Annotated in this window: 16 protein-coding genes; 7 read left to right on the forward strand and 9 right to left on the reverse strand. The window is 72.0% G+C overall.

Features of this window, described 5'->3' with window-relative positions:
• The first annotated feature begins 13 nt into the window (after positions 1-13).
• Positions 14-1,018 (forward strand): TIGR03617 family F420-dependent LLM class oxidoreductase, encoded by a 1,005-nt coding sequence (locus tag E9934_RS12500; protein WP_136563211.1) that lies wholly within the window; start codon positions 14-16, stop codon positions 1,016-1,018.
• A gap of 128 nt (positions 1,019-1,146) precedes the next feature.
• On the opposite strand, the gene E9934_RS12505 is transcribed toward E9934_RS12500, so the two are convergent.
• Positions 1,147-1,833 (reverse strand): iron-dependent transcriptional repressor DtxR, encoded by a 687-nt coding sequence (locus E9934_RS12505; RefSeq protein WP_136563212.1) that lies wholly within the window; start codon positions 1,831-1,833, stop codon positions 1,147-1,149.
• A gap of 92 nt (positions 1,834-1,925) precedes the next feature.
• Between E9934_RS12505 and E9934_RS12510 the strand changes: the two genes are divergently transcribed.
• Both E9934_RS12510 and E9934_RS12515 read left to right on the forward strand, forming a co-directional pair.
• Positions 1,926-2,639 carry a hypothetical protein gene (locus E9934_RS12510; protein ID WP_136563213.1) on the forward strand — a complete coding sequence of 238 codons (714 nt, stop codon included), beginning with the start codon at positions 1,926-1,928 and terminating at the stop codon, positions 2,637-2,639.
• Positions 2,636-4,225 carry a glycoside hydrolase family 13 protein gene (locus E9934_RS12515; RefSeq protein ID WP_136563214.1) on the forward strand — a complete coding sequence of 530 codons (1,590 nt, stop codon included), beginning with the start codon at positions 2,636-2,638 and terminating at the stop codon, positions 4,223-4,225. The genes E9934_RS12510 and E9934_RS12515 overlap by 4 nt, the downstream gene beginning before the upstream one ends.
• Before the next feature lie 4 nt (positions 4,226-4,229).
• On the opposite strand, the gene E9934_RS12520 is transcribed toward E9934_RS12515, so the two are convergent.
• From E9934_RS12520 to E9934_RS12545, 6 genes are all read right to left on the reverse strand, one after another.
• Complete coding sequence (locus E9934_RS12520; protein WP_136563215.1) at positions 4,230-4,688, reverse strand: MarR family winged helix-turn-helix transcriptional regulator; 459 nt, start codon at positions 4,686-4,688, stop codon at positions 4,230-4,232.
• Entirely contained in the window at positions 4,685-6,277 is a 1,593-nt protein-coding gene (locus E9934_RS12525) for an MFS transporter (protein WP_238694935.1), read from the reverse strand. The genes E9934_RS12520 and E9934_RS12525 overlap by 4 nt, the downstream gene beginning before the upstream one ends.
• Before the next feature lie 417 nt (positions 6,278-6,694).
• Complete coding sequence (locus tag E9934_RS12530; protein ID WP_202977285.1) at positions 6,695-8,779, reverse strand: ABC transporter ATP-binding protein; 2,085 nt, start codon at positions 8,777-8,779, stop codon at positions 6,695-6,697.
• Entirely contained in the window at positions 8,779-10,515 is a 1,737-nt protein-coding gene (locus tag E9934_RS12535) for an ABC transporter ATP-binding protein (RefSeq protein ID WP_136563216.1), read from the reverse strand. The genes E9934_RS12530 and E9934_RS12535 overlap by 1 nt, the downstream gene beginning before the upstream one ends.
• Positions 10,515-11,108 carry a TetR/AcrR family transcriptional regulator gene (locus E9934_RS12540; protein WP_136563217.1) on the reverse strand — a complete coding sequence of 198 codons (594 nt, stop codon included), beginning with the start codon at positions 11,106-11,108 and terminating at the stop codon, positions 10,515-10,517. Before E9934_RS12540 ends, E9934_RS12535 begins: the two co-directional genes overlap by 1 nt.
• A 43-nt stretch (positions 11,109-11,151) precedes the next feature.
• Positions 11,152-12,891 (reverse strand): CocE/NonD family hydrolase, encoded by a 1,740-nt coding sequence (locus E9934_RS12545; RefSeq protein ID WP_136563218.1) that lies wholly within the window; start codon positions 12,889-12,891, stop codon positions 11,152-11,154.
• Between the two features lie 285 nt (positions 12,892-13,176).
• On the opposite strand from E9934_RS12545, the gene E9934_RS12550 reads away from it, so the two are divergent.
• Positions 13,177-14,169, forward strand: coding sequence for a patatin-like phospholipase family protein (locus E9934_RS12550; RefSeq protein WP_136563219.1), 993 nt, complete (start codon positions 13,177-13,179; stop codon positions 14,167-14,169).
• Positions 14,170-14,233: 64 nt separating this feature from the next.
• A complete protein-coding gene (locus tag E9934_RS12555; protein WP_136563220.1) occupies positions 14,234-15,781 on the forward strand; it encodes a serine/threonine-protein kinase in 1,548 nt (515 codons plus the stop codon).
• Here the strand turns inward: E9934_RS12555 and pdxH are convergent.
• Positions 15,733-16,401: a pyridoxamine 5'-phosphate oxidase gene (gene pdxH / locus E9934_RS12560; protein ID WP_136563221.1), complete on the reverse strand. Its 669-nt coding sequence runs from the start codon at positions 16,399-16,401 to the stop codon at positions 15,733-15,735. The genes E9934_RS12555 and pdxH overlap by 49 nt on opposite strands.
• A gap of 85 nt (positions 16,402-16,486) precedes the next feature.
• Between pdxH and E9934_RS12565 the strand changes: the two genes are divergently transcribed.
• Complete coding sequence (locus E9934_RS12565) at positions 16,487-17,590, forward strand: citrate synthase 2 (RefSeq protein ID WP_136563222.1); 1,104 nt, start codon at positions 16,487-16,489, stop codon at positions 17,588-17,590.
• A gap of 142 nt (positions 17,591-17,732) precedes the next feature.
• On the opposite strand, the gene E9934_RS12570 is transcribed toward E9934_RS12565, so the two are convergent.
• Positions 17,733-18,332 carry a VldE C-terminal domain-containing protein gene (locus tag E9934_RS12570; protein ID WP_136563223.1) on the reverse strand — a complete coding sequence of 200 codons (600 nt, stop codon included), beginning with the start codon at positions 18,330-18,332 and terminating at the stop codon, positions 17,733-17,735.
• 186 nt (positions 18,333-18,518) lie between these two features.
• Here E9934_RS12570 and E9934_RS12575 point away from each other — a divergent pair, with 186 nt between their 5' ends.
• Positions 18,519-19,952 carry a S1 family peptidase gene (locus E9934_RS12575; protein WP_136563224.1) on the forward strand — a complete coding sequence of 478 codons (1,434 nt, stop codon included), beginning with the start codon at positions 18,519-18,521 and terminating at the stop codon, positions 19,950-19,952.
• Positions 19,953-19,998: the final 46 nt, after the last annotated feature.

Below are 19,998 nucleotides of genomic sequence, written 5' to 3' on the forward strand. Positions count from 1 at the left end.
CTTGGATGGGCAGGTGCTGCTGGATCTGCAACTCGACGGCCGTCCCGACCGGGCGCTGAGCCGCGCCCGCGAGCTGACCGAGGCCGGTGCGGCCGGCCTGTTCACCTTCGAGGGACCGCACGACGTCTTCCTGCCCCTGGCCGCGGTGGCCGGGCAGGTGCCGACGGACCTGATGACCAACGTCGCCATCGCGATGCCCCGCTCCCCGATGCACCTGGCGCACGCCGCCTGGGACCTGCAGCTGATGTCGGGCGGACGGTTCCGCCTGGGCCTCGGCTCGCAGATCCAGCCCCACATCGAGAAGAGGTACGGCGCCACCTGGTCGCCGCCCGCGGCGCGGATGCGGGAAATCGTGGCCGCCATCAAGGCGATCCTGCACGCCTGGGAGACCGGCGAGCGGCTGGACTTCCGGGGCGAGCACACCCGACACACGCTGATGCCGCCGACCTTCGTGCCCGGTCCGAACCCGTTCGGTCCGCCGCCGATCCTCCTCGGCGCCCTCGGTCCGCTGATGACCCGCACCGCGGCCGAGGTCGCCGACGGCCTGCTCGTCATGCCCTTCCACTCGCTCCGGCACCTCGAGGAGCGCACACTCCCGGCGGTCCGCGAGGGCCTCGAGCGGAGCGGTCGCCGGATGGATGACTTCGCGATCCTGCCCCAGGCGATCGTCGCGATGGGCCGCACCGAGCAGGAGGTGCAGGCGGCGCGCACCGGCGTGCGGGGGCTGCTCGCGTTCTACGGGTCGACTCCGGCGTACCGCCCGGTGCTGGAGGTCGAGGGCTGGGCCGACCTGCAGCCCGAGCTCAACCGGCTCTCCAAGACCGGCGACCTCGCCGCGATGTTCGGCCTGGTCAGCGACGAGATGCTGGAGACGATCGCCGTCGCCGGCACTCCCGAGGAGTGCGCGGCCGAGATCCGCCATCGCTTCGGCGCGGTGGCCGAGCGGGTCTGCTGCTACTTTCCGGGTTACGAGCCGCCGGTCGAGCAGATCGCCGCGCTCGCGTCCGCCCTGAAGTAGGTGACGGCCGTCAGGGGTGTCCGGGTGGTGCGCTGGCAAGGCGGAGGAGGGAGGCGGCCTTCAAGCGGAGCGGGCCGTCGACCGACGACAACGCGGCCAGGGCGCCGCCCGGGCGCCTCTGACGGCCGTCAGAGGCGCTTGACGAAGATATGGTCGGCGGCCTCGGAGAAGATCTCCGCGGTCTCGCCGCCGGCGCCGACGAGCACGCCGTCGGGGGTGGCCTCGATGGTGATGGTCTTGTCGGGCAGGGCGCCGACGCGACGCATGGCGCTCATCAGCGCCTCGTCCTTCTGCATCTCCTCGGAGATGCGCCGGACCAGCACGCGGGTGCTCTCGGTGCTCGCGGCCTTCGACAGAGGCTCGACGTCGGTCATGAAGCTCTCGCCGAGCTTCTCCTCGCCGAGCTCACCGAGGCCCGGGATGGGGTTGCCGTAGGGCGACTCCGTGGGATGGTCGAGGAGCTCGATGAGCCGCTTCTCGACGGTCTCGGAGATGACGTGCTCCCATCGGCACGCCTCCTCGTGGACGAGCTCCCAGTCGAGGCCGATGACGTCGGTCAGCAGCCGCTCGGCCAGCCGGTGCTTGCGCATGACCCGGACGGCCAGACGACGGCCCTCCTCGGTCAGCTCGAGGTGGCGGTCGCCCTCGACGGTGAGCAGCCCGTCGCGCTCCATCCGCGCGACGGTCTGCGAGACGGTGGGGCCGCTCTGGTGCAGCCGCTCGGCGATCCTGGCGCGCAGCGGGACGATCCCCTCCTCGATCAGTTCGTAGATCGTGCGGAGATACATCTCGGTGGTGTCGATCAGGTCGCTCACGGGCCCCATTGTTCCCTATGGGGTCACGCCGGGCACATGCCGAGCCGTCTGCCGGACCAACTCCTGCTCGGTCGGGCTGGCAGGCTGGTGCCGTGAGCACCTTGCGCATCCCCCGCCGGTTCAACGGGCCGCCCTCCTCCGGCAACGGCGGCTGGGTGGCCGGTGCGCTCGCCGCGACGCACCCGGCTGCCACGACGGGTCCGGTCACGGTGACGCTGCGGCGGCCACCGCCGCTGGAGACCCCGCTGACGTTGTCGCAGGACGGCGACCGGCTCGAGGCTCGCCACGGGGACCTGCTGGTTGCCGAGGCCTCCTCCGCCGTGGCGGCGCCCGCACCGGTCGCGGGCGTCGACCCGGCCCGTGCGGAGGAGGCCATGGCGTCGTACCCCGGGCTGGGGACGCACCCCTTCCCCACCTGCTTCGTGTGCGGTCCGGGACGCGCGCAGGGCGACGGGCTGCGGATCTTCCCGGGCCGGGTCGCCGAGCACGCGGTGGCGGCGGTGTGGACGCCCGACGAGGACGCCGCGCGGGACCCGGCGACGACCTGGGCAGCGCTGGACTGCCCCGGCGGATGGGCCTCCGACATCGAGGACCGCCCCGCGGTGCTCGGCCGAATGACGGCCGTGGTGCACCGCCAGCCCGAGGCCGGCGTACCGCACGTCGTCGTCGGCGAGCTGCGCCGCGTGGACGGACGCAAGTCGTTCACGGCCGCGACCCTCCATGCCGTGGCCGACGGGCGGTGCGACGAAGTGGTCGCGACCGCCGAGCACGTCTGGATCGCCATCGACCCCGAGGAGTTCCGATGACCAGAACGACCCCGCACCCGTGGTGGTACGACGCCGTCGTCTACCAGGTCTATCTCCGCAGCTTCGCCGACTCCGACGGTGACGGAGTCGGCGACCTGCCCGGCATCACCGCCCACCTCCCCCAGCTGCGCGACCTCGGGGTGGACGCCCTGTGGATCACGCCGTTCTATGCCTCGCCGCAGAAGGACCACGGCTACGACGTCGCCGACTACCGTGACGTCGACCCGCTGTTCGGTCAGCTGTCCGACGTCGACACGCTGCTGACGACGGCTCACGACCTCGATCTGCGGGTGATCGTCGACCTGGTGCCCAACCACACCTCCGACCAGCACGAGTGGTTCCGGGCGGCGCTCGCGGCCACGCCCGGATCGCCGGAGCGGGCCCGCTACCTCTTCCGCGACGGCCGGGGTCCCGGCGGCGACGAGCCGCCCAACAACTGGATGTCGATCTTCGGCGGGCCCGCCTGGACGCGTGTGACGGAGGCCGACGGCGAGCCCGGTCAGTGGTTCCTGCATCTCTTCGACAGCACGCAGCCCGACCTCGACTGGCGCAACCCCGAGGTGGGCGACATGTTCGAGGACGTGCTGCGCTTCTGGCTCGACCGCGGCGTCGACGGCTTCCGCGTCGACGTCGCCCACGGGCTCTACAAGGAGGCCTCGCTGCGCGACCAGGTCCGGCCCTCGAAGGCGGAGGCCAAGGCCGCCGAGTCGATGGTCGAGCGGACGGTGCGCGACGAGCCGATGTGGGAGCAGCCGGAGGTCCACGAGGTCTATCGCCGCTGGCGCCGGGTGCTCGAGTCCTACGACGGCGAGCGGATGGCTGTCGCCGAGGCCTGGACGCAGACCGCGGAGTCGATGGCGGAGTTCATCCGGCCCGACGAGCTGCACCAGGCGTTCAACTTCGGCTTCCTGGGCACCCCGTGGTCGGCCGAGGAGTTCGCGGAGGTCATCGAGCACTCGATCGAGGCCGTCTCCGCCGCCGCGGCCGCACCCACCTGGGTGCTGTCCAACCACGACGTCGAGCGCCATCCCACGCGCTACGGCGGCGGGGAGAGCGGTCTGGCGCGGGCCCGCGCGGCCACGCTCGTGATGCTGGCCCTGCCCGGATCGGCCTACCTCTACCAGGGCGAGGAGCTCGGGCTGGAGCAGGTCGACGTGCCGCCGGAGGCACGGCAGGACCCGTCCTGGTTCCGCACCGGCCAGCCGGGCCGTGACGGCTGCCGGGTCCCGCTCCCCTGGTCGGGCGACGCCCCGCCCTACGGCTTCGGCGGCAGCACCCAGCCGTGGATCCCGCAGCCCGACGACTGGGCGGACCTGACCGTCGCAGCCCAGTCGGCCGACCCCGCCTCGACCCTGGCGTTCTATCGCAGCGCGCTCGCGGCGCGGCGGCGATTCCTCGTCGGTGCCGACGAGGCCACCTCCGTCGAGGCGGACGATGGCCTGCTCGTCGTACGACGGGCAGGGGTCACGATCGTCCTCAACGCGTCGACGGCGCCGGCGCCCCTGCCGGACGGTGAGGTGCTGGTCAGCAGCGGTCCCCTGGCGGGCGGGCAGTTGCCGCCGGACACGGCGGCCTGGGTGCGGTGACGGCTCAGGCCTCGAGGGCCTCGTTGTAGCGACGCAGCGACACGACGACCTGCTCGATCTCGACCGGGTCCCAGTCCTCGAGGCGGGCGGCGAGCATCGCGCTGCGCTCGCTGGCCACGGCCTCGAGGCGGCGCAGGCCCTCGGCGCTGACGCTGAGCAGCGTGGCGCGGCCGTCGTCGGGGTCGGGGGCCCGGTCGAGCAGGCCGAGGTCGATGAGGTGCTGGACCTGTCGACTGATCGCGCCCTTGTCGATGTCGAACACGGTCGAGAGCGCCGAGGCCCGCATCGGGCCGTGGTCGCGGACGTGGCCGAGCATCAGGTAGGTGCTGGGCAGCAGGTCGGGGTGGACCTGCCGGGCCCGCTCACCGATCACCCGTCGCACGCGGCGGATGAGGACGCCGACCTCCCCCTCGAGCTCGCGCAGGACGGCTGCGCGCTCGGCCCGGGCCGCGGAGGTGGTCACCGCGAGCCGGCCTCGAGCTCGGTCTCCGCGACGGTCGGACCGAGGGTCGTGCGCAGCGGCACCTCCTTGATGAAGAGGATGCAGACGAAGGCGAGGATCGCGAAGGGCACGGCAGAGAGGAACAGGTGGCCGACGGCCTCGCCGAAGGACGCCTCATAGAGGGCGCGGATGGGCGAGGGCAGGGCGGCGAGGTCGGGGATGTCGCCCGTCGAGTGCTGCATCTCGGCCACCTGCTCCGGGCTGACCTTGCCGGACTGGACGAGCGCAGCGACACCGTCGGTGACCTTCGCGGTGACCTGGTGGGCCAGGACCGCGCCGAGCGCGGCGATCCCCGCGGAGCCGCCGATCGAGCGGAACATCGCGACCACCGAGCTGGCGGCGCCGAGGTCCTCGGGGGCGGTGCTGTTCTGCACGGCGAGGACGAGGTTCTGCATGGTCGCGCCGAGCCCGACACCGGTGATCGCCATGTAGGCGCCGACGACGACCAGCGAGGTGGTGGAGTCGATCGTCCCGAGCAGCGCGATGCCGGCGATCACCAGGACCATGCCACCCACGAGCCACCGCTTCCACAGACCCGTCGCCGAGATCACCCGGCCGCTGAGGATGCTGGAGACCAGCAGCCCGCCGACCATCGCGACCGACATCAGCCCAGCCTCGGTCGGGCTCATGCCGCGGGCGAGCTGGAAGTACTGGCTGAGATAGACCGTGGCACCGAACATCGCCACACCGATCATCACCGACGCGAGGGTGGCGAGCGCGGTGGTGCGGTCACGGAAGAGGCGCAGCGGGATCACCGGCTCGTCGACACGGGACTCGACCCACAGGGCAGCCCCGATGAGGACCAGGGCACCGACGACGAGGGCGGCGGACGCGGTGGAGACCCAGCCGAAGCTGCTGCCGGCGAGGCTGACCCAGATCAGCAGGAGGCTGATGCCACCCATGATCAGGGTCGCGCCGTCGTAGTCGATCTTGACGTCGCGCTTGATGGTCGGCAGGTGCAGTGTCTTCTGCAGCACCACGAAGGCGATGGCGGCGACGGGGATGCCGATGATGAAGGTGCCGCGCCAGCCGAGGGCGCTGTCGACGACGAGCCCACCGATGAGCGGGCCGCTCACCGTCGCGGTGGCGAACACGGCGCCGATGTAACCGCTGTAGCGGCCGCGGTCACGGGGCGGCACCATCGAGGCGATGACGACCTGCACCAGGGCGGTGAGACCGCCGACGCCGAGGCCCTGGAAGGCGCGGGCGCCGATGAGGACCTCCATGCTCGGCGCGAGAGCGGCGACGACCGAGCCGAGGGAGTAGATCACCAGCGCGACCTGGACCAGCAGCTTCTTGCTGAACAGATCGGCCAGCTTGCCCCAGATCGGGGTGGTGGCGGTCATGGTCAGCATCGTCGCCACGACGACCCAGGTGTAGCCGGTCTGGCTCCCGTCGAGGTCGGTCACGATCGCGGGCAGCGCATTGCTGACCACGGTGCTGGAGAGCATGGCCACGAACATCGCCAGGAGCAGCCCGGTCAGGGCCTCCAGGATCTCGCGGTGGGTCATCTGACCCGGAGCGGCCTGGGCCGCGGGTGCTGCAGTCATCGGTGTCGTCTCATCTCGTCACGTCGGCAAGTGGTTGCCTGTGTCAACCATATGGCCGATTGGTTGATTCCGGCAACTTTCCGTGACCCGTGCCACCCCCACGCGAGAAACCTCCGCACCTCGACCGAGAGAACGTCGTACTTCGACCGAGAAAGAGACGCACTTCGGCCGAAAAAGCAGCGACCCGCAGGTGTGGTCCGGGAGGACCGGGCCCGGTGGATGGTCCGGGCTCACCTGCGGGTCGGGGGGCTGCTGTGGTTTCGCGTCGCAGCCGGGAGTTCAACTGCTGGGCTGCTAGCGGGCAGCCACCTCACGCATCCGATGAGAAATCATTCTTCGGACCACCTCCTTTCCCGTGTACGACGAGGGTAGGTCGCGGCGCGCACCGGGACAACGACTTTTCTGCGGCCGCCCGACTCACCCCGTGGCGGCGGCGAACTGAGCCGCGTGCAGCCGGGCGAACGCACCGCCCGCAGCGAGCAGATCGGCGTGCGATCCCTGCTCGACGATCCGCCCGTCCTCCATCACCAGGATCAGGTCGGCGTCGCGGATCGTGGAGAGCCGGTGGGCGATCACGAACGAGGTCCGGTCGGTACGCAGCGCCGCCATCGCCTGCTGGAGCAGCAGCTCCGTGCGGGTGTCGACGGACGAGGTGGCCTCGTCGAGGATCAGCAGGTCGGGCCGGGCGAGGAAGGCCCGGGCGATCGTGATCAGCTGCCGCTCGCCGGCCGAGAGGTTGGAGCCCTCGTCGTCCACGCGCGTGTCGTAGCCGTCGGGCAGCGAGTGGACGAACCTGTCGACGTACGTCGCTCGCGCCGCCTCGCGGATCTCGTCCTCGGTCGCGTCCGGCCGGCCGTAGGCGATGTTGTCGCGGATCGTGCCCTCGAACAGCCAGGTGTCCTGCAGCACCATCCCGATCCGGCTGCGCAGCTCGGCGCGGGACAGCGCGGTGATGTCGGTGCCGTCGAGGGTGATCCGGCCTCCCCGCAACTCGTAGAACCGCATGATCAGGTTGACCAACGTCGTCTTGCCCGCACCGGTCGGGCCGACGATCGCGACCATCTGACCGGGGTGCGCGACCAGCGAGAGGTCCTCGATGAGCGGCTTGTCGGGATCGTAGGAGAACGACACCCGCTCGAACATGACCTCGCCTATTGAATGGGCCGAGCGTGTCGCAGACGCCGCTTGCCGCACGGAGCTCGCTGCGCTCGCCCCGCGGGCGTCACGACGTGCCGCTTCGCGGCGGTGCGACACGCTGCCGGCCTGCGCCTCCTCGACGACCCGGACGACACCCCAGGCGTCGGCCTCCTCCTCGGCGTCGAGCAGCTCGAAGACCCGCTCCGCGGAGGCGATGCCCGACTGGAGCAGGTTGGCCATCGAGGCGATCTGCGTGATCGGCTGGGTGAACATCCGGGAGTACTGGATGAAGGCCTGCACCTCGCCGAGCGACATCGTGCCGGAGGTGACCCGCAGGCCGCCGACGACCGCGATGACGACGTAGTTGAGGTTGCCGATGAACATCATCGTCGGCATCACGAGACCGGTGATGAACTGCGCCCGGAAGGAGGACTGGTAGAGCTCCTCGTTGGCCTCGTCGAACTCCGCCTCGACGGCCGGGCGCTGACCGAAGACCGTGACGAGGGCGTGGCCGGAGATGGCCTCCTCGACCTGGGAGTTGAGCCGACCGGTCTGGCGCCACTGGTTGATGAACTGGCTCTGCGAGCGCTTCATGATCCGCCCGGTGGTCAGCATCGCGGCCGGCACCGAGAGCAGCGCGATCACGGCCAGCAGGGGCGAGACCCAGAACATCATCCCGAGCACCCCGACGACCATCATCAAGGACGTGAGCAGCTGGCTCATCGTCTGCTGCAGGTTCTGCGCGACGTTGTCGATGTCGTTGGTGACGCGGCTGAGGATCTCGCCGCGGGGCTGCCGGTCGAAGTAGGACAGCGGCAACCGGTGCACCTTGTCCTCGACGTCGCTGCGCATCTGGCGGACGGTCGCCTGGACGACGTCGTTGACGAGGTAGCCCTGCAGCCAGCCGAGGACCTGGCCGCCGACATAGATCAGCAGCGTCACCAGGAGCAGGTCGCGGACGTGGTCGAAGTCGACGCCCTGCCCGGGCACGATGTCGAGCCCGCGCAGGAAGTCGGCGAACCCGCCGTCGCCCGACGCCTCGGCCTGCGCCACGGCGTCGGCCTTGGTGCTGCCCTCCGGCAGTCGACCTCCGATGAAGCCGTTGAAGACCGCGTCGGTGGCCTTGCCCATGAGCCACGGGCCGATCGCGACCGAGGCGACGCTCCCGGCGGCCAGCACGAGGACGGCGATCGCCTTGATCCGCGAGGGCCGCAGCAGGCGCAGCAGCCGCCGGGCCGAGGCGCCGAAGTCGTCGGCCTTCTGACCGACCATGCCACCACCCATCGGGCCCACGCCGGGGCCACCCTGGCGCACCACGCGCTCGGTGGTCTTCATCTGCCCCTGTCCGGTGCCCTGCGCCGCCATCACGCCACCTCCTCTCCGCCGAGGCCCTGGGAGGCCGCGATCTCCCGGTAGGTCGGGTTGTCGGTCAGCAGCTCGTCGTGCGTGCCCTGGCCGACGACCTCGCCGTCCTCGAGGACGAGGATCACGTCGGCGTCGCGGATCGTGGCGATCCGTTGGGCGACGATCAGCACCGTCGTCTCCCGGGTCACCGGCGCCAGCGCCGCCCGCAACCGGGCGTCGGTGGCGACGTCGAGTGCGGAGAAGGCATCGTCGAAGAGCAGGATCTCGGGGCGCCGGACGAGGGCCCGGGCGATGGCCAGGCGCTGACGCTGGCCACCGGAGACCGTCGTACCTCCCTGGGAGATGGCGGTGTCGAGCCCCTCGGGCATGGCCCGGACGAAGTCGGCGGCCTGCGCGATCTCGAGGGCCTGCCACAGCTCGTCGTCGCTCGCGTCCGCGCGGCCGTAGCGAAGGTTGGAGGCGACGGTGCCCGAGAAGAGGAAGGCCCGCTGCGGGACCAGCCCGACCTTGGACCAGAGCAGGTCCGGGTCGAGGTCGCGGACGTCGACGCCGTCGACGCGTACGACGCCCGCGGTGGCGTCGAGCAGGCGCGGGACCAGGTTGACCAGGGTGGTCTTGCCGGCGCCCGTCGACCCGATCACCGCTACGGTCTGGCCGGGGCGGGCGGAGAAGGTGACGTCGCGCAGCACCGGAGCCTCCGCGCCGGGATAGGTGAGACCGACCCCGACCAGGTCGAGGTGGCCGGAGACGCGGACCTCGGTGACCGGCTCCGCGGGCGGGACGACGCTGGAGGCGGTGTCGAGGACCTCGGCGATCCGGTCGGCGCTCACGGCTGCCCGCGGGATCGACATCAGCATGAACGTGCCCATCATCACCGACATCAGGATCTGCATCAGGTAGGCGAGGAAGGCGGTCAGCGCGCCGACCTCCATCTGGCCGTCGTCGACACGATGACCGCCGAACCAGATCACCCCCAGGCTGGCGACATTGGAGACGCCCATGACGAGGGGGAACATCAGCGCCATCCAGCGGCCCGCCGTCAGGGCGACCCGGGTGAGGTCGTCGTTGGACTCGGCGAACCGGCGGGTCTCCTCGGGCTCGCGGACGAACGCGCGGACCACCCGGATGCCGGTGATCTGCTCGCGCAGGATGCGGTTGACGTCGTCGAGCCGCTGCTGGACCGACCGGAAGGCGGGCACCATCCGCGAGACGACGAGACCCATGCAGACGAAGAGCACCGGGACGACGGCGACCACGAGCCACGACAGCCCGAAGTCCTCGCGCATCGCCATGATGATGCCGCCGACCATCATGATCGGGATCGTCACCGCCATCAGGCAGGTCATCATCGCCAGCATCTGGACCTGCTGGACGTCGTTGGTGGCGCGGGTGATCAGCGACGGCGCCCCGAAGGAGGAGACCTCCCGGGCCGAGTAGCTGCCCACGCGACGGAAGATCGCACGGCGCAGGTCGCGGCCGAACGCCATCGCCGTCTGGCCGCCGAACCAGGCCGAGCACATCGAGCAGGCGGCCTGGACGAGGGAGACGCCGAGCATGATCGCGCCGACCCGCAGGACGTAGTCGTGGTCGCCGCGGGCGACCCCCCTGTCGATGATGTCGGCGTTGAGGCTGGGCAGGTAGAGCATCGCCGCCGTGGCGGTGAACTGCAGCAGCACGATGATCGTGAGCCAGCGTCGATAGGGCGCGAGGTGGGTGCGCAGGAGGCGCAGCAGCATCAGGACTCCTCGGTGACGCGCGTCGCGACACCGCTGAGCACGGTGTCGACGATCTGGGCGGGGGTGAGCAGGTCGTTGTCGGCGATCTCACGGTGGGAGCCGGCGAAGGTCAGCAGACGCCACACGTGCAGCACCTGTGCCGGCGGCATGGTGAGGTGCTCGGCGTCCGGCTCGATCAGCGCGAGCAGGCGGCGTCGTACCTCCTCGAGGCCCTCGACGATCTCGGGCCGGTCGTGCAGGTGCCGCGGCGGACCGACCGCGCCCAGCGCCCGCATCAGCTCGAAGATCGCAAGGAAGCGCTGCTGCAGGATCGACGTCATCGCCAGCAGTCTCGCCCGCAGCGGCAGGTCCGGGTCGATCTCGTCGAGCCGGCGCAGCACGTCACCGGGCTCGAAGGCCCGTGCGATGGTGGCGTCGACCAGCTCGTCCTTGGAGTCGAAGACGCGGAAGATCGTCCCCTCGGCAACGCCGGCCGCCTCGGCGATCAGCTTCGTGGTCACCCGGGTGCCGTGCTCGTAGAGCAGCGGCCGGGTGGCCCGGATCAACGCCTCCCGTCGGTCCTCGGGCGACAGTGGTGCGGCGCGCGGTGGCATGCCCGTCACTGTAAGTGAGTGAGCGCTCACTCACAACTTCCTGTCAACGGAAGGTGAGCTCCCCGCCGGGTGCGACCGGCACGCGCAGCACGGCACCGTCCGCGCTGCCCGTGCGGAGGGTGTGGAGCGCGGGCAGGGCGAGCGGGGAGGCCAGCGACGTGCCGACGAGCTGCAGGCGGAGGCGGTGACCGGCCCGGAAGCGGTTGCCGACCGGCCAGAGCTCGACCTGGTAGCGACGGAACCTCCCCGGCGTCGCCGGCACGGCGTGGGTGTAGTCGCCGTAGGGCTGGACGACCTCGCCGTCGACGATCAACGACTCCTCCTCGACGATGCCAGGATGACTGGTCGACAGCCGGCCGACCGTCAGCGGGTGGGAGCTGCCGTCGGGCGCCACGTCGGAGAGGACGACCCAGATGCCGGAACCGGGCGTCGTCGTGGCGAGGTCCAGCTCGAGCGCGAGCGGTCCGACGAGGTCGACGTCCGAGCGCAGGGCGCGGCTGGTGTAGGCCAGCCCCGTCAGCCCGTCGAGGCTGGCGAGCGTGGTCTGCGTCAGCAGGGGCAGCGACCCCGTGAGGGCGCGCAGTCCGGCTGCGTCGAGGAGGGCGATGTTGGGGACGTCGGTCATGGTCGGGATCGACGGCACCGTCAGGTGACTGGCGTGGCCCGTCGTCGCGTCGCCGTCGACGGCCAACGACCGCGAGCGCGTGAGCGCCAGCTCCGTCCAGGCGGTGCCGGGCAGCGGCCAGTCGTCGCCGGTGACGGTGACGTGGTCGCCGTCGAGATAGCGGTGCCGGTCTCCGGCAGCGAGGGTCAGGCTGACGCGCGGCGTGGCCTCCACACCGTTGTCGATCCCGCGGACGTGGTGGTCCAGCCAGGCCCGGGCCTCGCCGGCACCGCCGTCGGTCCCGGCCGGTACGCCGTCGTGGCCGCCCTCCATGACGAGGTGCGCGCCGTCGGCGCGCAGTGCCTGGAACGCCTGGAAGGCGCCACGGGACTCGACGTCGAAGAAGCCGTTGATCATCAGCACCGGGATGTCGTTGGCGTCGCCTCGCCAGCCCCGCTCGCGCCACCACCCGTCGAGGGTGGGGTGGGCCAGCACGTTGAGCCCCGTCGCGAAGAGCCCGCCCAGCACGTCCAGCGAGGAGGCGGGGTCGCGCCGCAGCCGGTCCGGTCCCTGCAGCAGGGCGGGAGCGCCGATCAGGCCGAGGACGCCGGCGCCGGGCAGCAGGTTGAGGATGCCGCCGGGCACGAGCAGGTCGCGATAGAGCTCGTGCGTCCCGGACTTGAGGATCGCGGCCTCGACGCACGGCAGCTCCTGGTGCCAGGAGTTGTAGAGCGTGATCGCGCTGGCGGAGAAGCCGTTGAGCGCCAGGCGACCGTCGCTGAACGGCTGCGCGCAGGCCCACTCCAGCACCTCGACGACGTCACGCTGGGTCGTCGGCCCGAGGGCGTCGAACGAGCCGTCGCTGTCCCCGGTGCCGCGGATCTGGACCAGCAGGAAGTTGTAGTCGGCGGTGACGTCCAGCGTCTCGCTGTCCCGTCCGTAGGGCGAGAACTCCACCACCGTGGGCTTCGCCACCACCGGCCCGGCGCTGGTCAGGGTGGTCTGCAGCTCGACCCCGTCGGAGGCGGTGAACCGCTCCTGCACGACCACGGTCTCCCCCGGCGCGGCCGGGACGGGCGCGCCCTCGTCGGCCTGCACCGCGACCGGCGCGAGCGTGGCGCCGGCGAGGACGAGGAGGGCAACGACATTCAGGGCACGCGCACCGAGAGCAGGTCTCACACACCCTCAACGAGAGCAGGTGGCGCAGGTCACATCTCCTCGCTGCCCGCCGACAGACCGGCCGGCCGGGCGGGCGGGCGGGCGGGCGGGCGGGCGGGCGGGCGACGGATGTAACACGTCGTTTGACCACCTGCGGGGACCGTGTCGGATGTACACGACCCGCGCAGCCGCCGAAATCGACGACACAGGTCGTGAACACCGGGCAACGACGTGTCACATGCGGTGCCCAGCCGACGACACGTCACGACCTGGGTCCGGCTCCACAGCGACTGGGAGGATGGCGTCATGGCTCGCGTCGCACTCGTCCTCGGCTCCGGCGGCGCCCGCGGCTACGCCCACCTCGGCGCGGTGCAGGAGCTGCGGGAGCGCGGGCACGAGGTGGTCGCGGTGTCCGGTACGTCGATGGGCGCCCTCGTCGGCGGCCTGGTCGCCACCGGCCGGGACGAGGAGTTCGCCACCTGGGCCTCCACCCTGACCGGACGGCGGGTGCTGCGGCTGGCCGACCCCACCTGGGCGGGCGGCGGAGCCGCGACGGCCGAGCGACTGATGGAGGCGCTCGACGAGCTGGTCGGCGACGTCGTGATCGAGGACCTCCCGATCCCCTACACCGCGATCGCCACCGACCTGCTCGCGCGGCGCGAGGTGTGGTTCCAGCGCGGCCCGCTCCTGCCCGCGATCCGCGCCTCCATCGCCATCCCCGGCCTGTTCACGCCCTCCGTCGTCGACGGACGGGTTCTCGTCGACGGCGGTCTGCTGAACCCGCTCCCCCTGTCACCGACCGCCGCAGCGATCGCCGACTTCACCCTCGCCGTGTCCCTGCAGGGTCCGCGCGTTCCCGGAGAACCCGAGTCACCGGCCCGCGGCTTCTCGGTCCGCCGGGCCGAGTGGGCGGCCGACCTGCGCCGACGCCTCCGGCGGGGCGAGGATGCGGCGGCAACCGGCGCGGCGGTCGAGCCGGCGCCCCCGTCGTCGCCCCAGCCCCCTGTCCAGCCCCAGCCCCCGGTCCAGTCCCAGCCCCCGGTCCAGCCCCCGGCGCCCGTCTCGCCGCTCGACGCGGTCGACGTACGCCCGGACATGCGCACATCCGAAGTCGTCGCGATGTCCTTCGACGCGATGCAGAGCCTCATCACCCGCTACCGCATCGCGGCGTTGCCGCCGGACGTGCTCGTCACCGTGCCCCTCGGTGCGGCCCGGACGCTCGACTTCCACCGTGCCGACGAGCTGATCGCGCTCGGTCGGGAGCTGACCCGGATCGCCCTCGACGACGCGGGCCGCTGAGGACCCGGTGACCGGTTGGCGCATTTGCCCTCCAGCACCGTCCCCCTCAGGGCATCATTCGCCCATGGGCATGGGGCTTGCATCGGACACGCGCGCCACGATCGCGGCGTTGCTGGCCCACGTCGCACCCGAGCCCCTGCCGGCCGAGCAGGCTATCGGCCTCCTCCAGGACGTCCAGTGGACGGACGTCGCCGAGCTCGGGCGACTCGCCTACCACGCGTTGACCGGCGTCGACCCCGGCGACGGCGACCCGGCTACCCCCGGCGAGGTGCAGGCCGGGTTCCCACCCTTTGCCGCCGAGGTCCTGATGCGCGCCATCCTCGGACCCGACCACCGGCGCCCCACAGCCCAGGCGCTCCTCATCGTGCTCGACACCGTGCCGACAGCCTCCTGGCCGACGGCGGGACGGCCGTTCGTGACGCTCCCCGAGACGCCGGCCGAGCCGGTCGCCGTCGAGGAGGCCGAGCCAGCCGGCCCGGCCGAGGCCGAGCCGGAGGCAGATCCGCAGGCAGAGCCGCAGGCAGACGTCGCGCCGTCGGTCGAGGACGGCCCCCCGTCGGAGAGCGCGCCGGAGAGCAGCCCGGAGAGCAGCGCCGGGCCTGAGATCGACACCACGCCGCCGGCACCGGTCGGCCGGGCAGCACTCCACGCCGAGTTCCGCAGCATGCTCACCCCCTCACGGGAGGTGCCACGCTTCGATCCTCTGAGCGCCCCGCTTCCCGACGTGCTCGGCGACCCGCTGCGCCGCCGGATGGGAGACCCGCTCACCGACCCCTGGCAGGACGACGAGGACGGCGGTGTCCCCGCGGACCAGGCCGTCGAGCCCGTCGAGACCGAGCCCGAGTTCGTCGAGGCCGAGCCCGTCGAGACCGAGCCGGAGTCCGTCGTGGCCCTCGAGCCGCCGCCGGCCGAGGAGCCGATCGACCAACCTCACCCGGAGCCGACCGACGAAGGGGCCCAGGAACCCATCGCGGAGCCTGTCCCCGAGCACGTCGAGGACCAGGCCGACCAGGCCGAGGAGCCGGAGCCGGTCTCCGCCCTCGCCGAGGAGCTGGAGCCCGCGACCGAGCCCGCCGAGGTCGTCCAGGTCGTCCAGGACACCGATCCGGCCGCACCGCGCGGCATGCACGAGGAGTTCCGCAACCTCGTCGACCCGTCGTTCCGCCCAGCGGCAACGCCGAGCGCACCGGCTCGCAACGCTCCCGTCGCCGCCGTCGATCCCATCGAGCGTCTCGAGGCGTTCGAGGCGCGATCAGGGTCCTCGCCCTCCACGGAGGCGTCCGCGGGCGCGGCACGAGACGAGCTGTCCGACGCCGCGGTCCCCCGCCGGACCGACCGCCGGTCAGATCGCCGGCCAGATCGCCCGTCCGATCCCGCCGGGCAGGGCAGCCGGCGGCGGGCTGTCGAGAGCCGGGAGACCGACGACGACACCGGTGCAGGCGACCGTCAGCAGACGCTGCTCCTCGTGGCCCTGCTGGTGGTGATCATCGTGCTGGGCATCGTCTTCGCCACGTCCCGCGGCGAGTCGGACGCCGACGGCTCCGACGACGCGCCGACCTCGCCTCAGGGGGCGAGCCTGGTCCTCGACCAGCCGGTGGACGACCGCGCGTAGTGCAGCCGGTCGTGGAGACGACCGCGCCGGCCCTGCCAGAACTCGAAGCTGGTCGGCCTCACGCGATAGCCGCCCCACTCACCGGGCACCGGCACGTCCCCCTCGGCGAAGCGCTGCTCGGTCTCGGCGAGCCGCCGCTCGAGGTCCGCTCGGCCGTCGATGACCTGCGACTGCGGCGACGCCCAGGCGCCCAGCTGCGCGCCGCGTGGGCGCGAGCGGAAGTACGCCGCCACCTCGTCGGGCGGCACCGGACGGGCGGTGCCCTCGACGCGGACCTGTCGCTCGAGCGCGTGCCAGGGAAAGAGCAGCGCGCACGCCGACTGCGCCGCCAGGGCGACCCCCTTGCGGGAGGCGGTGTTGGTGAAGAACGTGAAGCCCTCGGCCGGTCCCTCGGCGGCGACCCCCTTGAGCAGCACCATCCGCGCGGATGGCGAGCCGTCGGGGTCGACGGTCGCGACCACCATGGCGTTCGGCTCGTGCAGGCCGGCGGCGACCGTGGTGGTGAACCACTGCTCCCACAGGGCCCATGGTCCCTCGGGTGCGTCCTCCTCGCGAAGGCCGATGTCGCCGTACTCCTGACGCAGGGCCGCCAGATCCACGGCAGCGTGCTCCCCGGGCATGTGCCGACGCTAGCGCGTGCGGCACAATGCCGAGTGGCCCCGGCCACTCGCCGATGAGCCGCCCGCACGCACGAAGGAGTCGCCGATGCCTGAGGTACACCACGGACTGGAGGGCGTCGTCGCCTTCGAGACGCAGATCGCGGAGCCCGACAAGGAGGGTTCGGCGCTGCGCTACCGCGGCGTCGACATCGAGGACCTCGCCGGCCGGGTGCCCTTCGAGAACGTGTGGGGTCTGCTGATCGACGGCTCGTTCACCCCCGGCCTGCCGCCGGCCGAGGCCTTCAGCCTCCCGGTGCACACCGGCGACGTGCGGGTCGACGTCCAGGCCGCCATCGCCATGCTGGCGCCGGCCTTCGGCTTCGGACAGACCTACGACATCACCGACGAGCAGGCCCGCGAGGACCTCGCCCGCGTGGCCGTCATGGTGCTCTCCTACGCCGGCCAGTCGGCCCGCGACATCCACCTCCCCGTCGTCCCGCAGCGGCTCGTCGACGAGGGCAAGACCCTCGCCGAGAAGTTCCTGATCCGCTGGCGCGGCGAGGCCGACCCCAAGCACGCGCACGCGATCGACGCCTACTGGTCGTCGGCCGCCGAGCACGGCATGAACGCCTCGACCTTCACCGCCCGCGTCATCACCTCCACCGGCGCCGACGTCGCGGCCGCCTTCTCCGGCGCGATCGGCGCGATGAGCGGCCCGCTGCACGGTGGCGCCCCCTCCCGCGTCCTCGGCATGATCGAGGAGGTCGAGAAGTCGGGCGACGCCCGCGCCTACGTCAAGAACCTGCTCGACTCCGGCGAGCGGCTGATGGGCTTCGGCCACCGCGTCTACCGCGCCGAGGATCCCCGCGCCCGCGTGCTGCGCCGCACCGCCAAGGAGCTGGGCGCCGCCCGCTACGAGGTCGCCGAGGCGCTCGAGCAGGCCGCGCTCACCGAGCTCCGGGAGCGCCGCCCCGACCGCGTGCTGGAGACCAACGTCGAGTTCTGGGCCGCGATCGTCCTCGACTTCGCCGAGGTCCCCGCCAACATGTTCACCTCGATGTTCACCTGCGCCCGCACCGGTGGCTGGTCGGCGCACATCCTGGAGCAGAAGAAGACCGGCCGCCTGATCCGCCCGTCGGCGATCTACACCGGCCCCCCGACCCGCCCCGCCAGCGACATCGAGGGCTGGAACGCCGACTGGGCCCAGTAGCCCACGAAGTGTGGAGGTCTCTCGCGCGAGGTACGCCGGTTTCTTGCACGAGGTACGACAGTTTCTCGCCGTACCGAGAAACCTCCGCACTTCGGCCGAGAAACCTCCCCACCTCGTGCGAGAAACCACCCCACCTCGGCCGTCAGAGGCGGTCGGCGAACCACGAGGTCAGGCCGCGAGCCGCGGGGCGCGTGATCGAGACGTGGACGTGGTCGCGGTGGCGCAGCGTGGGTGAGCAGCGGCGCACGGTCGGGCACGACGAGCTGAGGTAGGGCTCGGGCCGGAAGCCGTCCCAGGCCGACCACATGCGGTCGGCCCAGATGACATACATGATGCCCATCCGGCGAGCGCGGACGTGCCGGTTGCCCGCCGCGTCCGGGGCGAAGATCGTCTCGAGGAAGCGGCGGACGCGCAGGCGGTCGGCCCTGCTGCGCACGTTGACGCCCCAGTCGAAGGCGCGTCCCTCCTTGTGCTCCGACGTCCCCGGACCGCAGGCACGCGAGATCGAGCCGAGACGGCCGCCGAAGGTCCGCACGGTCCAGCGGGCGAGGACGACCGTCCCGGGCTTGGGGCGTGGCGAGCACCCCGTCTGCGGCTGGTACGACGCATAGGGCTCGAGCTCCGGCACCGGGCCAGCGACGGCGGCTCCGGCGGGGCTGGTGGGCCAGCCGAGGGCTCCGACCAGCACGATCACGAGCAGCAGGGCGGGGCGCGCGGTCGATGCGCGGCGGCGGTGGGACACGGCGTACTCCAAAGGGGGCGACCCGATCCCCATCGGCCGGCGCACGGCCGGCCTGAGCCTCGACGCAGCCGGGAGTGTCAGCGACCCGACACATGTCGGGTCGCGCACCCGACGGAGCGTCGCGTCGCGCGGATCGAGACTTCTCGGCATCGGGCCCGAAGGCCCACCGATCCCGAGGAGCCCACCATGTCGCACACGATGAAGCACTCCGTCCGCGGCGCACTCGCCGCCACCGGCACCCTGGTCGCGCTGACCGCACTGACTGCGGTCGCCACCCCCGCCCAGGCCGAGGAGTCGGCGGCACCGACCGAGGCCGATCGTGCTGCCGAGGTCGCCGCGCTGACCCAGCCGGGCGTGGTGCAGGAGGAGATCTGGTTCGGCGCGAACGTGTGGAGCGAGACCCTCGGCGACTACATCAGCGGCGAGCCGACGTGGGTCAGCTACGTCTGCAGCGGCTTCGTGGTCAGCCCCGACGGGTGGATCGCGACCGCCGGTCACTGCGTCTCCAACGACCGGCAGGTCGCGGACGACATCGAGCAGCAGCTCATCGAGGAGTGGGTGGCGGACGACCCGACCTGGGACGCGGAGTTCCTGGCCAGCGACTTCTCGGTATTCACCGAGGACGTCGAGCGTGAGGTCTACGTGACCCTGCCGGCCGCAGTGACCGGCAGCGACGTCCGCGAGGACCTCCTCGCGCGGGTCATCGACGAGCAGACGGTCGAGCAGGGCGACGCCGCGCTGCTCAAGATCGAGGCGGACGGCCTCAACGGTCTCGCGCTGGCCGAGGCGGACCCGGAGATCGGGCAGGAGATCACGAGCGTCGGCTATCCGGCGATCGTCGAGGACGCGACCACCGATGACCTGACGCCGACCTTCCAGCCCGGCACGATCAGCTCGGAGAAGACCTTCGACGGTGAGTACACGCCCGTCTACCAGCTCAGCCAGGACCTCGAGGGCGGCATGAGTGGCGGACCGGTCGTCAACGGCGACGGCGAGGTGATCGGCCTGATCAGCGCCGGCTTCGACGGCACCGACCTGAGCTACGCCGCGCCGGTGGCCCGCCTCACCGAGCTGCTGGCCGCCAACGGCGTCGACCCTGTCCTCTCCGAGTCGTCGACGGCCTTCCGCGACGGCGTCCGTGCCTTCTACGACAGCGACCGCGAGACGTCCGTCGCCCAGCTGCAGGCGGTCGTCGACGACCAGCCGCGCAACACTGCGGCAGCGGACTACCTGGAGCGCGCCGAGGCGCTGCCGGTCGCGGAGAAGCCGAAGGCGGACGACAAGGACGGCGAGGACGCCATGTCCAACGTCTGGATCATCGTCGGCATCGTCGCCGGGTCCACCGTCCTGATCGCGGCGATCGTCGTCGCCGCTGTCGCCGTCAGCCGGCGCCGGGCCACCCGGCAGACCGCCTACGGCCAGGTCGGCTCGTGGCCCGCCCAGCCGGTCCAGCCGGTCGCGCCGGTCGCGCCCGGATTCGCCGCCCAGCCCGGCCAGCAGTACGCCCAGCAGCCCGGTCAGCAGCCCGGTCAGCAGTACGGTCAGCAGTACGGCCAGCCGCCGGTCGGCTTCGCCCCGCAGGGGCAGCCGTCGCCGACCACCCACCGCTGGCAGGGCTGACCTGCACCGCTCCCTCCCCCACTGCCCGGCGGGCGTCGACCACGAG

Origin of the sequence: Nocardioides caeni (assembly GCF_004912195.1) — a bacterium.
GTDB lineage: Bacteria > Actinomycetota > Actinomycetes > Propionibacteriales > Nocardioidaceae > Nocardioides > Nocardioides caeni.

Excerpts from the sequence above, each read along its gene's own strand:
- E9934_RS12515 (WP_136563214.1), top strand. The coding sequence starts at position 2,636 with ATGACCAGAACGACCCCGCACCCGTGGTGGTACGACGCCGTCGTCTAC.
- E9934_RS12525 (WP_238694935.1), bottom strand. The coding sequence starts at position 6,277 with ATGACTGCAGCACCCGCGGCCCAGGCCGCTCCGGGTCAGATGACCCAC.
- E9934_RS12530 (WP_202977285.1), bottom strand. The coding sequence starts at position 8,779 with ATGGCGGCGCAGGGCACCGGACAGGGGCAGATGAAGACCACCGAGCGC.
- E9934_RS12535 (WP_136563216.1), bottom strand. The coding sequence starts at position 10,515 with ATGCTGCTGCGCCTCCTGCGCACCCACCTCGCGCCCTATCGACGCTGG.
- E9934_RS12540 (WP_136563217.1), bottom strand. The coding sequence starts at position 11,108 with ATGCCACCGCGCGCCGCACCACTGTCGCCCGAGGACCGACGGGAGGCG.
- E9934_RS12550 (WP_136563219.1), top strand. The coding sequence starts at position 13,177 with ATGGCTCGCGTCGCACTCGTCCTCGGCTCCGGCGGCGCCCGCGGCTAC.
- E9934_RS12555 (WP_136563220.1), top strand. The coding sequence starts at position 14,234 with ATGGGCATGGGGCTTGCATCGGACACGCGCGCCACGATCGCGGCGTTG.
- pdxH (WP_136563221.1), bottom strand. The coding sequence starts at position 16,401 with ATGCCCGGGGAGCACGCTGCCGTGGATCTGGCGGCCCTGCGTCAGGAG.
- E9934_RS12565 (WP_136563222.1), top strand. The coding sequence starts at position 16,487 with ATGCCTGAGGTACACCACGGACTGGAGGGCGTCGTCGCCTTCGAGACG.
- E9934_RS12575 (WP_136563224.1), top strand. The coding sequence starts at position 18,519 with ATGTCGCACACGATGAAGCACTCCGTCCGCGGCGCACTCGCCGCCACC.